Origin of the sequence: Cyanobium sp. Lug-B (assembly GCF_024345635.1) — a bacterium.
Taxonomy (GTDB): Bacteria; Cyanobacteriota; Cyanobacteriia; order PCC-6307; family Cyanobiaceae; genus Cyanobium; species Cyanobium minutissimum.
In genome coordinates this window covers 1-14,402 of record NZ_JAGQBM010000012.1, presented here as the reverse complement: position 1 = coordinate 14,402, position 14,402 = coordinate 1, and the positions used below count along the sequence as shown (strand labels likewise).

General features: G+C 70.1%; 10 protein-coding genes. 8 read left to right on the top strand and 2 right to left on the bottom strand.

What is annotated here, in order from left to right; all coding sequences use genetic code 11:
• The first annotated feature begins 2 nt into the window (after positions 1-2).
• From ligA to KBY81_RS04720, 7 genes are all read left to right on the top strand, one after another.
• Positions 3-2,126: an NAD-dependent DNA ligase LigA gene (gene ligA / locus KBY81_RS04750; RefSeq protein ID WP_254975809.1), complete on the top strand. Its 2,124-nt coding sequence runs from the start codon at positions 3-5 to the stop codon at positions 2,124-2,126.
• A 67-nt stretch (positions 2,127-2,193) separates the two neighbouring features.
• Complete coding sequence (locus tag KBY81_RS04745) at positions 2,194-3,264, top strand: endo-1,4-beta-xylanase (protein ID WP_254975808.1); 1,071 nt, start codon at positions 2,194-2,196, stop codon at positions 3,262-3,264.
• A gap of 123 nt (positions 3,265-3,387) precedes the next feature.
• Positions 3,388-4,674: an HlyD family secretion protein gene (locus tag KBY81_RS04740; RefSeq protein WP_254972177.1), complete on the top strand. Its 1,287-nt coding sequence runs from the start codon at positions 3,388-3,390 to the stop codon at positions 4,672-4,674.
• Entirely contained in the window at positions 4,671-6,857 is a 2,187-nt protein-coding gene (locus KBY81_RS04735; protein ID WP_106219492.1) for a glycosyltransferase, read from the top strand. Before KBY81_RS04740 ends, KBY81_RS04735 begins: the two co-directional genes overlap by 4 nt.
• 90 nt (positions 6,858-6,947) lie before the next feature.
• Complete coding sequence (locus KBY81_RS04730; protein WP_254975807.1) at positions 6,948-7,742, top strand: peptidylprolyl isomerase; 795 nt, start codon at positions 6,948-6,950, stop codon at positions 7,740-7,742.
• On the top strand, positions 7,739-10,699 hold the full coding sequence (locus KBY81_RS04725) for an ABC transporter transmembrane domain-containing protein (protein ID WP_254975806.1): 2,961 nt from the start codon (positions 7,739-7,741) through the stop codon (positions 10,697-10,699). Before KBY81_RS04730 ends, KBY81_RS04725 begins: the two co-directional genes overlap by 4 nt.
• A complete protein-coding gene (locus tag KBY81_RS04720; protein WP_106219495.1) occupies positions 10,699-11,868 on the top strand; it encodes an HlyD family secretion protein in 1,170 nt (389 codons plus the stop codon). The genes KBY81_RS04725 and KBY81_RS04720 overlap by 1 nt, the downstream gene beginning before the upstream one ends.
• Here the strand turns inward: KBY81_RS04720 and KBY81_RS04715 are convergent.
• On the bottom strand, positions 11,834-12,727 hold the full coding sequence (locus KBY81_RS04715; protein ID WP_254975805.1) for a class I SAM-dependent methyltransferase: 894 nt from the start codon (positions 12,725-12,727) through the stop codon (positions 11,834-11,836). The genes KBY81_RS04720 and KBY81_RS04715 overlap by 35 nt on opposite strands.
• A complete protein-coding gene (locus KBY81_RS04710) occupies positions 12,684-13,364 on the bottom strand; it encodes a TVP38/TMEM64 family protein (protein ID WP_254975804.1) in 681 nt (226 codons plus the stop codon). The genes KBY81_RS04715 and KBY81_RS04710 overlap by 44 nt, the downstream gene beginning before the upstream one ends.
• 51 nt (positions 13,365-13,415) lie before the next feature.
• On the opposite strand from KBY81_RS04710, the gene KBY81_RS04705 reads away from it, so the two are divergent.
• On the top strand, positions 13,416-14,402 hold a 987-nt coding region (locus tag KBY81_RS04705; RefSeq protein ID WP_254975803.1), incomplete at its 3' end, for a hypothetical protein.

Below are 14,402 nucleotides of genomic sequence, written 5' to 3'. Positions count from 1 at the left end.
CCGTGGCCCAAGCCCGGGCGGAGGAACTGCGGCGGCTGCTCAATCGCGCCGCCCACGCCTACTACGTGCTCGATGCTCCGGTGATGGAGGACCCGGTCTATGACCGGCTCTACCGGGAGCTCGTGGCGCTGGAGGAGGCCGATCCGGAGCTGATCCGGCCCGACAGCCCCACCCGCCGGGTGGGCGGTGCCCCGGCCGAGGGCTTCACCAGCGTGGCCCACCGGATCCCCCTGCTGAGCCTCGACAACGCCTTCTCCCACGACGAACTCGACGTCTGGTACACCCGCCTGCTGCGGGTGCTCGACCGGGAGCCGCCGGCCGGATCCGCCGCTCCGGCCCTGCCGTTGGTGGGCGAGCTCAAGATCGACGGCAACGCCCTCGCCCTCAGCTACGAGCAGGGGGTGCTGGTGCGGGCCGCCACTCGGGGGGACGGGGAGCGGGGCGAGGAGATCACCGCCAACGTGCGCACGATCCGCAGTGTGCCCCTGCGCCTCGACCTGGAGCAGCCGCCGGCCTGGGTGGAGGTGCGCGGCGAGGCCTTCATCCCGGAGTCCACCTTCGCCGCCATCAACGCCGAGCGCGCCGAGCGGGGCGAAGCCGCCTTCGCCAATCCGCGCAACGCCTGTGCCGGCACCCTGCGGCAGCTGGATCCGAAGGTGGTGGCCGCGCGGGGCCTGTCGTTCTTCGCCTACACCCTGCACCTGCCCGAGGACTGGCAGGCCGGGCCTGGAGACCCTGCCGAGCCCCGCAGCCAGTGGCAGGCCCTGGCGTGGCTGAAGGCGGCCGGGTTCCGGGTCAACCCCCACTGCGCCCTCTGCCCGGACCTGGCGGCGGTGAAGGCCTTCTGCGACCGCTGGGAGCAGGAGCGCCGCGGGCTGCCCTACGCCACCGATGGGGTGGTGGTGAAGCTCGATGACCTGCGCCTGCAGGAGGAGGCGGGCTTCACCCAGAAGGCGCCCCGCTGGGCGATCGCCCTCAAGTACGCCGCCGAGGAGGCCCCCAGCCGCCTGCTGCGCCTCACCTGCCAGGTGGGGCGCACGGGCGTCGTCACGCCGGTGGCGGAGTTCGAGCCGGTGCCCCTGGCCGGCACCACCGTGAGCCGCGCCACCCTCCACAACGCCGATCGCCTGGCGGAGCTGGATCTCTGCGCCGGCGACACGATCGTGGTGCGCAAGGCGGGGGAGATCATCCCCGAAGTGGTGCGGGTGCTGGTCGAGCTGCGTCCGGAGGGGGCCCGTCGGCTGCAGCTGCCCCCCACCTGCCCGGAGTGCGGTTCGGCCCTGGTGCGGGAGGAGGGGGAGGCCGCCACCCGCTGCGTCAACAACGGCTGCCCCGCCATCCTGCGGGGGTCCCTGCGCCACTGGGTGAGCAAGGGGGCCCTCGATGTGGACGGCCTCGGGATCAAGCTGATCGAGCAACTGGTCGACCGGGGCCTGGTGGCCTCGATCCCCGACCTCTACCGGCTCGATGCCGCCCTGCTGGCCAGCCTGGAGCGGATGGGGGAGACCTCCGCCGCCAAGCTGGTGGCCGCCCTGGAGGCGTCGAAGCAGCAGCCCTGGCACCGCCAGCTCTACGGCCTCGGCATCCACCACGTGGGGGAGGTGAATGCCAAGGCCCTGGCCCGGGCCTTCCCCAGCGCTGCGGCGCTGGAGGCCGCCGCCCTCGCCGGGGAAACCGACGAAGGCGGCGAGGCCGGCGAGGCCGGCGAGGCGCCGGTTCCGCTCACGGCGGTCTTCGGCATCGGCCCCGAGATCGCCCAGTCCCTGCGGCAGTGGTTCGCCACGCCGGCCAACCGGTTGCTGCTGGAGCAGCTGGGGGCGCTGGGCTTCTCCCTGGCCGCCCCCCCGGAGCTGGACGGCAGCAGCGATGGGGGGGCACCGGCGGCGACGCCCCTGGCGGGCCTCAGCTTCGTGCTCACCGGCACCCTCCCCTCCCTGAGCCGCGCTGCGGCCCAGGCCCTGATCGAGGCGGCCGGGGGGAAAGTGAGCGGTTCGGTGAGCCGCCGCACCAGCTACGTGGTGGCCGGCGAGGAGGCCGGCAGCAAACTCACCAAGGCCCAGTCCCTGGGCGTTGCCGTGCTGGATGAGGACGGCCTGCGGGCGCTGCTGGCGGCGGATCCGGGCTGAGGCGGCCCCGTGGATGACGGCGCCGGGACGGACGGCCAGAGTGACGGTGGTGCCCCTGTCCCTGCCCATGCGACGACGGCAACTGATCGTGATCGCCGTGGTGGCGGCCCTGGGCTGGAGCGTGGCGCGGGCCCTGCCGCCGCCGGCGGCCCCGACCCTTCAGGGGCTGGCGGCGGCGCGCGGGCTGCGCTGGGGCTCCGCCGTCACCAATGACCAGCTGCGGGATCCTGGTCTGCGCCGCCTGGTGAGCGAGCAGAGCGGCCTGATCGTGCCCGAGTCGGAGCTGAAGTGGGATGGGGTGGAGGCCGCGCCCGGGCGCTTCGATTTCAGCGCCCCGGACCGGTTGCTGGCCTTCGCCCGCGCGCAGGGCCTGGCGATGCGGGGCCACACCCTGGTGTGGCACGAGCAGCTGCCGGCCTGGGTGAAGGCCCTGCCGCCGGCGGAGCTCGACCGGGCCATGGCCACTTACATCGGCACCGTGGTGGGGCACTACCGCGGCCAGCTGCCGTCGTGGGACGTGGTGAACGAGCCGATCGCCGACGACGGCTCGGGCCTGCGCCGCAGCCTCTGGCTCGAGCGGCTGGGTCCCGACTACATCGCCCGGGCTCTCACCCGGGCGCACCAGGCCGACCCGAAGGCGGCCCTGGTGATCAACGAGTACGGGCTGGAGGGCGATGACGCCAAGACGGCGCGCAAGCGGCAGGCCTTCCTGAAACTCCTGCGGCAGCTGCGGCAGAGCGGCGTCCCGCTCAACGCCGTGGGCCTGCAGGCCCATCTCTACGCCAACGGCAGCGGACCGACCACCTTCCGCACCCTGCCCGCCTTCCTGCGGGAGCTGGCGGCCCTGGACCTGGACATCCTCGTGACCGAACTGGACGTGAACGACCGGGAACTGCCGGCGGCCATCCCGGAGCGGGACCGGGCCGTGGCGGCGGTGTACGGCGCCTTCCTGACGGCGGTCCTGCCGGAACCGCGGCTGAAACTGATCACCACCTGGGGGTTGAGTGATCGCACCACCTGGCTGAATGCGTTCATGCCAAGGGCGGATGGCCTGCCCCAGCGGCCCCTGCCCTTCGATGAAGACAACCGACCCAAAGCGGCGACCGCCACGATTCAGGCGGCCCTCGAGAAGCGCTGAGCGGCTCAGATGGGCGATCCAAGCAGAGCTGGCAGATGACGGATTCCTGCGCTGTCGATAGGGCTTACCCAAGCAAAAAAATTCGCCCCTGGTAGAATGGAAATTCGTTCATCCAACGTCGGAATGCCCCCATCCGCCGCGGGCGCCAGTGAGCCTGACTCCGCCGGGCCGGCCGGTCAGGTCCTGGATGTCACCGCCCCTGACATCGCCGCGACGGATGACGATGACGCGATCCCCAGTTCCCGCAGGGCCGATCTCACCATCCTGCTGATTTCAGCGGGGCTGCTGATCACGGCCCTGGCCATCGTGATCAATTTCTTCACCGCCCGCTCCCGCGATGCGGTCATCAATGCCACCCCGATCGTGCTGAGAAGCCCGGTCACCGGCACCCTGGAAAGCCTCAACGTGGGGACGGGGGTGGAGGTCCGCCCCGGCCAGACCCTGGCGATCATCGTCAACCCCAGGGCCTCCCGGGACACCCTCTCCGCCCTCGAGACCGAACTGGAGACGGCCCGGGGCCGCCTGCAGGAACTGCGCACCCGCCGCGACCTGCGCCAGAAGCTCGTCGAGCGGCTCAGCCAGGACGCCCGCCAGCAGCGCAACCTGGAGGTGGCCCGCGACCAGGGCGACCGCGACAGTCTCGGTTTCGCCCTGGATCGCGCCCGCAAGGAACTGGCCTTCGCCCAAAGGGAAACCCAGCGCCAGGAGGAGCTGTTCCGGGCCGGTGCCGTGGCCGCCAACGTGGTCGACCGGGCCCGCACCACCGAGCTGCAGCGGGCCCGGGAGGTGCGCGGTCTGGAGGCCCAGCTGGCCGGCCAGGCGGCGGTGCTGGAGGCCTCCCGCAACGAACTGACCCTGCGCAACAACCGCAGCAACTCCGATCCGGTGGTTCGGCTTCAGGAGGCCACCATCGCCCTGGAGAACGCCGAAGGGGATGTGCGCACCCAGGCGTTCCAGGTGAGTGGCCTGGAGCAGCAGGTGGCCGTGGCCCGGAAGGAATGGCAGGAGCGCAGCAGCGCCCGCCTGATCAGCCCCCGCAAGGCGGTGATCTGGCAGCTGGGGGCGCAGCGGGGCGACTCCGTCGATGCCATGCAGTCGGTGATCCAGATGATCGACTGCAGCCAGCGGTGGCTCACCACCACGGTGGCGGAGAACGACCTCAACCGGATCCGCCTGGGCAGCAAGGCGAAGATCGAGCTGGTGGGCAGCCGGGACAAGCTGCGCGGTGAGGTGGTGGGGATCCGCTCCGGCATCGGCCGCACCCAGCTGGGTGAGGAGGCCCCCACGCCGGTGCCGATCAACCTGGCCCGGGAAAGCGAGGTGAAGATCCGCATCCTCAACGACTTCCCGGCGCCGCCGGGGGAGTTCTGCTACGTGGGGTTCACGGCGAAGGTCAGCTTCCAGCGATGAAGTTCCTGCATGCGTTTTCGGATCCCCAGGGCCGCTCGCGGATCTCGCCCTGGGTCTGGATGGTGCTGCTGCTCTCGGCGGGGTGCCTGGTGCTGGCGGTGCTGCTGGCCAACCTGCAGGTGTCCGTGGTGGCGATCGGGCTGCTCAATCCCCTGAGCTTCCGGGTTCTGCCCGAGCTCTGGCAGGTGCGGGATGTGTGGATCGACGTGCTGCTGCCCCTGGCCCTGGCCATGGGGATCTGCCTGGGGGTGAACCTGCTGCCCCGACGTCCCTCCAGCTACCTGCTGGTGAACGTGCTGCTGTCGTTGTTCACCGTCCGCTACTTCATCTGGCGCGCCACCACCATCAACACGGCCCACCCGGTCAGCCTGTTCTTCAGCCTCGTCTTCTTCCTCTGCGAGGTCACCTACCTGCTGACATCGGCGCTGCAGTTCTACCCCTCCCTCCGCTACCGGCCCCAGCAACGACGACGCCAGGCGGACCAGTTGCTGGCCTGGGCCAAGGAGCAGCAGCCCAGTGTGGACCTCTGGATTCCCACCTACAACGAATCCGAGCGCCTGATCCGGCGCTGCGTCCTGGCCTGCCGCAACATCCAGTACGCCAACAAGACCATCTACGTGCTGGACGATGGACACCGGCCCGCCATTGCCGCCCTGGCCGCTGAGCTGGGGGTGCAGTACCTGAGCCGGCCCGACAACCTGCACCGCAAAGCCGGCAACCTCAACTACGCCCTGGCCCATTCCAAGGGGGAGCTGATCGCCGTCTTCGATTGCGATTTCATTCCCTTCAGCCGCTTCCTCGATCGCACGGTGGGTTTCTTCCAGGATCCCGAGGTGGCCCTGGTCCAGACGCCGCAGCATTACTTCAACTCCGATTTCCACAATCGCAACCTCGGGCTGGATGTGCTGGTGCCGGACGACATGGACTATTTCTTCCATTACGTCCAGGTGATCCGGGATCCCTTCAATGCCGTGGTCTGCTGCGGCACCTCCTACCTGGCCCGACGTTCGGCCCTGGAGGCCATCGGCGGTTATGTCACCCACTGCATCGTCGAAGACAGCCAGACCGGCACCCGCCTGCTCACCCGTGGCTGGCGCATGATCTACCTCGATGAGGTGCTGAGCCTGGGTGAAGTGCCCCGCACGTTCCGCGATTACCTCGAGCAGCGGCTGCGCTGGATGCAGGGCAACGTGCAGATCTTCACCTCCCCGAAGCAGCTGCCGATCTGGAAGACGCTGGATTTCTGGCAGAAGGTGTTTTATCTGAACCTCCTGCTCAGCCTGCTGACACCCCTGTTTCGCGCCGTCTACATCATTTTCCCGCTGCTGTCGATGCTGATCGGCTTCACCCTGATCGCCGCTCCGCCGGTGGAGTATCTGGCCTATGGCCTGCCCTTCGTGATCCTGCTGTATTTCCTGCCCTCCTGGCAGACCAACGGCCACTACTTCCATTTCTGGACGGAAGTCTATGAAGCCCTGTTCTGCTTCCCGGCCCTGAGGAGGCTGTCACAGATTCTGTTCCGGCCGTTCCGATCCGTGGGCAGCCTGGTGACCAACAAGGACGTCACCAGCCAGAAACAGACCCTTGATCTGCGTTTCGCCTGGCCCTTCCTCACCTATCTCGTGCTGTTCGTGGGGGTGCTGGTGTTGAACTACGGCCTGCCGCTGCTGGACATCCGCTGGTCCCGGTCCGTCTTCGAGGGGGAAGGCCTGATGGTGGGCTGGAACCTCTACAACGGCCTGCTGATGTTCATCTGTCTGCTGGCCTGCATCGACAAACCGGTGCGCCGCCAGGCCGACCGCTTCCCCCTGGAACTGGCCGCCTGCCTGGAGCTGGGGGGCAAGGATTACTGGGGCACCACCAACGACGTGTCCGAGCAGGGGGCGAGCCTGGTGCTCAACACCGCCGCCCCCACCGGCCCGGAGACGGAGGGGCTGCTGCGGGTGCCCCAGTACAAGCTGGAACTGCCGGTGCGTCTGATGCGCTCGGGCCGACGCCGCCAGCTGCCACTGCTGGGGCTCAGCTTCCAGATGCCGGCCCAGGAAACGGAGGCCGCCCTGATTCAGCTGATCTACGGGGAGAATGCCTGGTTCCAGAAGGTGACGCGGGTGGGCAGCATCGAAGCCCTGTTCCTGCTGCTGGGCAGCGTGGTGCGCGCCGAACCGATTGTGCGTCGCTCCTGACCCCCGACCCGTCAACCCGCGTCGATCCAGCCGCGGATACATCTTGATTCGGGGCTTCAGCCCCAGAATGGCCGGATGTCAGCCGATCCCGTGGCCGTCGCCCCTTCCTTGGACCACGACATCAGCCTCGATCCGCCCGCGCGTCCCCCCGGACCGCCGCTGGTGGTGCGGGCCGAACCGCTGCCCGAGATCCCCGGGGAGCTGAGGCGCCAGCTGGCCCGCCACCAACTGTTGATTCCCCTGCTGCGCCAGTCGGTGATCGCCACGGCGGTGGCCGCGGTGACCCTGACGGAGGAGGAGCGGCAGAAGGCCCAGCAGGAGTGGGGCGCGAGCCACGGCCTCCGCTCCGCCGACGACCTGCGGGCCCACCTGCAGCGCCACGAGCTGACGGAGGCCGACGTGCTCTGGCAGGCGGAGCTGCCGGCCAGGATCGAGCGCCATTGCCAGGAGCATTTCCTGCACCGGGCCGAGCAGCGTTACCTGGCCCGCAAGAACCAGCTCGACCAGGTGATCTACAGCCTGCTGCGGGTGGAGGACGGGGCCCTGGCCCGGGAGCTCTACCTGCGCATCGCCGAGGGCGAAGCCGATTTCGCCGAGCTGGCGGCCACCTACGCCAAGGGGCCCGAGCGCTCCACCCGGGGGGTGGTGGGTCCGGTGCCGCTGCTGCAGGCCCATCCCTCCCTGGCCGAACTGCTGCGCACCAGCCGCCCGGGCCAGCTGCACCCGCCCCTGCGCATCGACCGCTGGTGGCTGGTGGTGCGGCTGGAGACGCTGCGCTCCGCCAGCTTCGACGACGCCATGCAGAAACGGATGGCGCGGGAGCTGTTCGAGGAATGGGTGGATCAGGAAGTGGCCCTGCGGCTGCGTTCGGGGCAGGGGCAATGACCTCCACCGTTCCAGGGCGCACCGACTGGCTCACCCTGCCGCCCTTCGACGGCCTCTCCGCCGCCGGCCGGGAGCGACTGCTGGCGGAGGCCCGGCCGTGCCGTTTCCGCATCGGCGAAGACCTGAGCAACGCCGGCAGCATCGGCGACCGGGTGCTGGTGATCCTCGAGGGGGAGGCCCGCCTGCTGGCGGAACGGGACGGCCGGCCCTTCACCCTGGAGCGTCTCGGACCCGGCGCTGTCGTGGGTCTGGTGTCGCTGCTGCGGGCGGAGGGCATCGAGCCGGTGAGCGCCGCCTCCGACCTGCTGGCGACGGCGATCCCGGACACGGTGATGCTCGAGCTGCTGCTGGCCGAAAACGGGCTGCGCCAGTGGTGTGGCCGCCACCTGTGGACGGCCGAGCTGCATCAGCTGCTGCTGCAGCGGGAGGGGGCCGCCGCGGGCCGCTTCGAGCCGTCCCTCTGGCGGGAGAAGCTCGAACGCCTGGGCCCGCGGGCACGGGCGGTGCTGCCGCAGGCCGATGGGGCCGTTGCCCTGTCGGAGGGGGAGGAACTGCTGCTGGCCAGCGCCAATGTTCCCGGCCTGGCGATCGGCTCGGTGCTCAACCCGGCGGAACCCCTGCCCCAGCCCCGTCCCCCCCTGCCACTGCGCCTGGTGGCCCTCACCGAGGCGGCTCCCGCCGCCGAAGAGCGGGTCGCCACCAGTGGCGCCACCGCTGCCACCGACGGCGCGGCCGGCCCGCTGGCGTCCGAAGCCGGCCCGGCCGGCAGCCTCCAGATCAGCAGCCTCGATCTGGGCCAGGACCGCAGCGACCGGGGCCTCACCCTGGTGCGGGGCAACGGCCCGCTGGAGGAGACCCTGGCCTGCTTCCAGATGCTGGGCAAGCTGCTGGAGCTGCCCTACCGCCGCGACGCGGTGGACAAGATCCTGCGCGACAAGATGCGCCGCGGCCAGCCGCCGGATCTGCAGCTCTGCGGCCAGATCGCCGCCATGCTCGGCCTGCTGGTCACCGGCGCCAAGGTGCCGGCGGCGTCGGCCACCCGGCTGATCACCCCCTGCCTGGTGCCGTGGAAGGAGGGCTTCGCCATCGCCACCGCCAGCAACGCCGCCGGCCTGCGGCTGGCCTCGCCGGCGGAGGGCTGGGTGCAGCTGAGCCCCGCCCAGATCGCCGAGCAGTACCCGGAGGGGCTGGAGCTGCTGCTGCTGGAGCGCAGCATCGACACCCCGGAGCAGACCTTCGGTCCAGGCTGGTTCTGGCCGGCCCTGAAGCGCTACCGGGGCATGTTGCTCCAGGTGCTGCTGGCCTCCTTCGTGGTCCAGCTGTTCAGCCTGGCCAACCCCCTGCTGATCCAGGTGATCATTGACAAGGTGATCTCCCAGCGCAGCCTCGACACGCTGCAGATCCTGGGCATGGCCCTGGTGGTGGTCACCCTGATGGAGGGGGTGATCGGCTCGCTGCGCACCTTCCTGTTCACCGACACCACCAACCGCATCGACCTGCGCCTGGGCGCCGAGGTGATCGACCACCTGCTGCGGCTGCCGCTCGGCTATTTCGACAAGCGCCCCGTCGGCGAGCTGGGCACCCGCATCGCCGAGCTGGAGAAGATCCGCAACTTCCTCACGGGCCAGGCCCTGATCACCCTGCTGGATGCGGCCTTCTCGGTGATCTACATCATCGTGATGGCGATCTACAGCTGGCTGCTGACGATCATCGCCCTGGCGGTGCTGCCGATCCAGGTGGGCCTCACCCTGCTGGGGGCCCCCCTGTTCCGGCGCCAGTACCGCCAGGCGGCCGAGGAGAACGCCCGCACCCAGAGCCACCTGGTGGAGGTGCTCACCGGCATCCAGACGGTGAAGGCCCAGAACGTGGAGATGGTGAGCCGTTGGAAGTGGCAGGAGATGTACGCCAAATACATCTCCCGCACCTTCGAGAAGACGATCACCGGCACCTTCCTCAACGAGACCAGCTCGGTGCTCCAGAAGCTCTCCCAGCTGCTGGTGCTCTGGGTGGGGGCCACCCTGGTGCTCAAGGGGGAGCTGACCCTGGGCCAGCTGATCGCCTTCCGGATCATCAGCGGCTATGTCACCCAGCCCCTGCTGCGGCTCTCCTCCATCTGGCAGAACATCCAGGAGCTGCGCGTCTCGTTCGAGCGCCTGGCCGACGTGGTCGACACCCCGGAGGAATCCAGCGAAGCCGACCGCGGCCACATCCCCCTGCCACCGGTGAAGGGCGACGTGGTGTTCGAGACCATCAGCTTCCGCTTCAACCCGGGCGGGCCGGAGGTGCTCAGCAACGTCAGTCTCCATGTGCCCCCCGGCACCTTCACCGGGGTCGTGGGCCAGAGCGGCAGCGGCAAGAGCACCCTGATGAAGCTGCTGCCGCGGCTCTACGCCCCCAGCAAGGGCCGCATCCTCGTCGACGGCTATGACATCGACAAGGTGGAGCTCTACTCCCTGCGGCGCCAGGTGGGCATCGTGCCCCAGGATCCCCTGCTCTTCTCCGGCACCATCAGCGAGAACATCGCCCTCACCAACCCGGAGGCCTCCAGCGACGCCATCGTCGAGGCTGCCCGCATCGCCGGCGCCCATGACTTCATCATGGAGCTCTCCGCCGGCTACAGCACCCCGCTGGGGGAGCGGGGCGCCTCCCTCTCCGGCGGCCAGCGCCAGCGCATCGCCATCGCCCGCACGTTGCTGAGCCAGCCCCAGCTGCTGGTGATGGACGAGGCCACCAGCGCCCTCGACTACGACACCGAACGCCAGGTGTGCGACAACCTGCGGGAGGCGATGAGCCAGAGCACCGTGTTCTTCATCACCCACCGCCTGTCCACCATCCGCCGCGCCGACCTGATCGTGATGATGCACCAGGGCGCCATCGTCGAGACCGGCACCCATGACGAACTGATGGCCCTCAAGGGGCGCTATTTCGCGCTGTATCGCCAGCAGGAGGCGGGCTGATGGCACGTCCCACCCTGCCCACCCCTGCCGACCTGCTGCGCCGCGCCCAGAACGGCCTCGAGCGCAGCATCCACACCGACAGCGACGATGTGGTGCTGCAGCAGTCCCGCTTCTGGGCCCGCTCGATCACCTGGACGCTGATGGGGGTCACCCTGTTCGGCCTCGGTTGGCTGGCCTTCGCCCAGACCGAGGAGATCGTGACCGCCCCGGGCAAGCTCGAACCCATCGGCGCCGTGAAGGACATCCAGATGCCGGTCGGCGGCGTGGTGGACGAGGTGTTGGTGAAGGAGGGCGAGCGGGTGGAGAAGGGCCAGGTGCTGCTGCGCCTCGACACCGAGGCCACCCGCGACCGCCAGGGGAGCCTGCTGCAGACGATCCGGTACAAGCAGCAGCAGCTGCGGCTCAAGCAGGTGGAGCTCGACCGCTACCTGCAGTTCAACGACACCGAACAACGGGTGCTGCGCCAGAGCCTCACCCTGGAGAAGGACGTGCTCGGCCGGCTCGAGACCCTCAACAAGGAGGGCGCCACCGCCGAACTCCAGTACCTCTCCCAGCGCAACAAGGTGCAGGAGGTGCAGGGCAAGCTGGAGGAAACCCAGGTCGACCGGCTGCGCCAGAAGGCGATCCTGCAGCAGGGCGTCCGCGAGATCCAGAGTGAGCTGGCCGATCTGCGCAGCAAGCTGACCGAGCTCAACGTCAACATCCGCTACCAGGAGATCCGGGCGCCGGAGGCGGGGGTGGTGTTCGAGCTCAAGTCCCGCTCCCGCGGCTTCGTCGCCCAGACCAGCGAACCGGTGATGAAGGTGGTGCCCTTCGACAAGCTGGAGGCGCGGGTGGAGGTGCCCAGCCGGGAGATCGGTTTCGTTTCGGTGGGCAAGGCCGCCGACATCAGCATCGATTCGTTCCCGGCCACCGATTTCGGCGTGCTGCAGGGCACGGTGCGGCGGATCGGCTCCGATGCCCTGCCGCCGGATCAGATCGACAACTTCTACCGCTTTCCGGTGGACATCCGGCTCAACTCCCAGCAGCTGAAGCTCAAGAGTGGCAAGGTGCTGCCGCTGCAGGTGGGCATGTCCCTCACCGCCAACGTCAAGCTGCGCAAGGTCACCTACCTGCAGCTGCTGCTCAGCGACTTCAAGGACAAGGCTGACGCTCTGCGGCAGATCTGAGCCGCTCCATGGCGATGGTGTGGTCGGGGATGATGCGGGTGCGCAGCCCCACCAAGGGCTCCAGCCACGGCAGCAGCAGGCCGTCGAGGCCCCGGTTCACCAGGGCGCCGGCCACCCGGAAGGCCCGCCGCCAGCGGGCGTCAGGGGCGATCAGATGCAGGGCCCGCTCATGCACGGGGCCGTCGATGCAGACCAGCCAGGCCGGATCCATCCCCGCCCGGCCCATGGCCACCTGGAAGCTGCGGCGGCTGTGGAAGCTGATGTGCTGGCCGTTGCCGAAGGCGTAGTACCACCAGTCCGGCCCGGGGATCTCACCCTCCTGGCGCATCAGGGTGGAGAAGACGAACAGGGGCGTGGCCCCCACCTCGTCGCGCAGGAAGTCGGGGGTGGAGGGCACATGCTCGATCACCTCAAAGGCGGTCTTGCAGCCGATCGCCCCATCGCCGGGAGGGCCGCAGAAAGGACGGATCAGCTCCATGGCCGCGTAGGCGTCGGTGCCGTGGAAATCGAAGCCGTGGTCGCGCAGCAGTCGCGGCAGCATGCCCAGGCCGGTGCCCAGGTCGCAGCCCGGCTCGCTGGGGCCGAAGCGGCCCAGCCGGCCGATCACCAGCAGCAGTCGCAGCAGGCGGGAGGCATGCAGGTTGCGGTCGACGTAGCCGGTGTCGCCGTAGAAGGACTCCTCGTAGGCCACATCCAGCCAGGTGGGCTCGGCCAGGAACAGGAAGTCGCAGTCGCTGCAGTGGGCGAGTTCCGCCGCCACCCGGGCCTTGCTCACCCGCACCCGGCGCACCGGGGTGAGGCGATCGCCGCCGCAGTTAGGGCAGGCGCCGGGGCGTGGGGGAATCTCGGCCGTCACCATCGCTGGCCTGCATCGCAACGTGGGAGGCTACCCCGCGTTCCTCCAGGGCCAGACGCACCTGGCGGCCCACCAGCAGCACCGCCACCAGGGTGGCCGCCACCCCCACCAGCCGCAGGACCCAGGTGGCCCCATCGGCCGGGCCCGCCAGCAGCGCCGAAAAGTGGCGCGGATCACCGGCCGCCGCCCCCAGGGCGCAGAACAGCACGGTGCCCGGGAGGATGCCGATCAGGCCGATCGCATAGTCCCGCTGGCTCACCTCGCTGAGGCCGTAGGCGAGGTTGAGCAGGCTGAAGGGGAAGGCCGGCGACAGGCGGGTGAGCAGCACCAGCACCGGGCCCTGGCGGCATACGGCCCGCTCCACCGCCTGCAGCCGCGGCGCTCCGGCCAGACGGCGGCGGGCCCAGCCCCGCCAGCGGCCGCGCCCCAGCAGGAACACCGTCTGGGCCCCCAGGCAGGCGCCGGCGAACACCAGCACGCTGCCCCCCACGGGGCCATAGAGCACCCCGGCCAGCATCGAGGCCCAGACCCCCGGCAGCAGCAGGGTGACCCAGAGCGCATAGAGGGGCACGAAGGCCACGGCCCCGAGCGGGGAACGGAGCCAGGGCAGCAGCTGATCCGACAACCAGAGCGGGTCCATGGGGCCACGGTATCGACCCTGCCTAGGCTTGGGTTCTCTGCCCGTGTCGCCATGGCTGACCCGTCGGAGCTGGCCCAGCAGGTGGCCCGGGGGGCCCTGTTCCGGGGGCGCCACAGCGTCGCCGACCCGGGCGAGCCCCTCGAGGCGGCCGTGGGCGGCACGGTGCTGGCGGCAGGCGGCGGCAGCACCGTGGGCTGGCAGCTCTGCCGCAGCAGCGAGGAACTGGTCCGTTCGCTGCACAACGGCAGCGCCCTCGGGGTGGGCCTGGGGCCCCTGAGCCTGCTGCGGGCCAAGCGGACGTTCCGCGACTCCCTGAAGACCACCGCCTTCAGCCTGTCGCTGGTGGTGTGGGCCCGGCAGGTGAGCGCGGCGCTGGAGGTGGACCAGACCCGGCTGCTGGAGGGGGTGGCGGTGCCGGCCGATGCCGGCGAACTCGAGGCCTTCGTGGCCCTGCACGGCGATGGCTTCGTGGCGGCGGCGGAGGTGGGTGGGGAGTGCCATGGGGTGTTCACCTTCTACGCCCAGTCGCAGGAGCAGGCCCACCTGGTGGAGCGGCAGATCGGCGCCGACCTGGGCCTCGGCGGCGTGAGCCTGAACCCCGCCCTGGTGGAGACCGTCACGTCGGTCGCCCGCAGCGCCGCAGTGAATCTCGGCTTCCGGATGCATGTGATGGGCACCAGGGTCCAGCCGCCGGCGGACGCCGCCTCCCTGATCCCCTTCGCCCACGACTTCGCCCGGCTGCCGCTGGACCAGCCGGCGCTGATCGGGATGCGGACCCGGGGCTACGAGACGGTGCCGGCCATCGGCGCCGCCTTCGAGGCGGTGGCCGCCAACCGGCGGCTGTTCAGCGGCGACGGCTCGGGCGCCGGCCTGCTGGAGAAGCGCGAGCAGGTGGTGGGACTGCTCCGCCAGATGGACTGGGTGGCCGAAACGTACCGGCTCTATGGCGTCACGCCGGACCCGACGCTGGCCGACCGGCGCGCCACCGCCGCCGCCGATCGCCGCGCCCTCGACGCCTGCCGGGCCGCCTACCGGGCC

Excerpts from the sequence above, each read along its gene's own strand:
- KBY81_RS04710 (WP_254975804.1), bottom strand. The coding sequence starts at position 13,364 with ATGGACCCGCTCTGGTTGTCGGATCAGCTGCTGCCCTGGCTCCGTTCC.
- KBY81_RS04720 (WP_106219495.1), top strand. The coding sequence starts at position 10,699 with ATGGCACGTCCCACCCTGCCCACCCCTGCCGACCTGCTGCGCCGCGCC.
- KBY81_RS04715 (WP_254975805.1), bottom strand. The coding sequence starts at position 12,727 with ATGGTGACGGCCGAGATTCCCCCACGCCCCGGCGCCTGCCCTAACTGC.
- KBY81_RS04735 (WP_106219492.1), top strand. The coding sequence starts at position 4,671 with ATGAAGTTCCTGCATGCGTTTTCGGATCCCCAGGGCCGCTCGCGGATC.
- KBY81_RS04745 (WP_254975808.1), top strand. The coding sequence starts at position 2,194 with ATGCGACGACGGCAACTGATCGTGATCGCCGTGGTGGCGGCCCTGGGC.
- KBY81_RS04725 (WP_254975806.1), top strand. The coding sequence starts at position 7,739 with ATGACCTCCACCGTTCCAGGGCGCACCGACTGGCTCACCCTGCCGCCC.
- KBY81_RS04740 (WP_254972177.1), top strand. The coding sequence starts at position 3,388 with ATGCCCCCATCCGCCGCGGGCGCCAGTGAGCCTGACTCCGCCGGGCCG.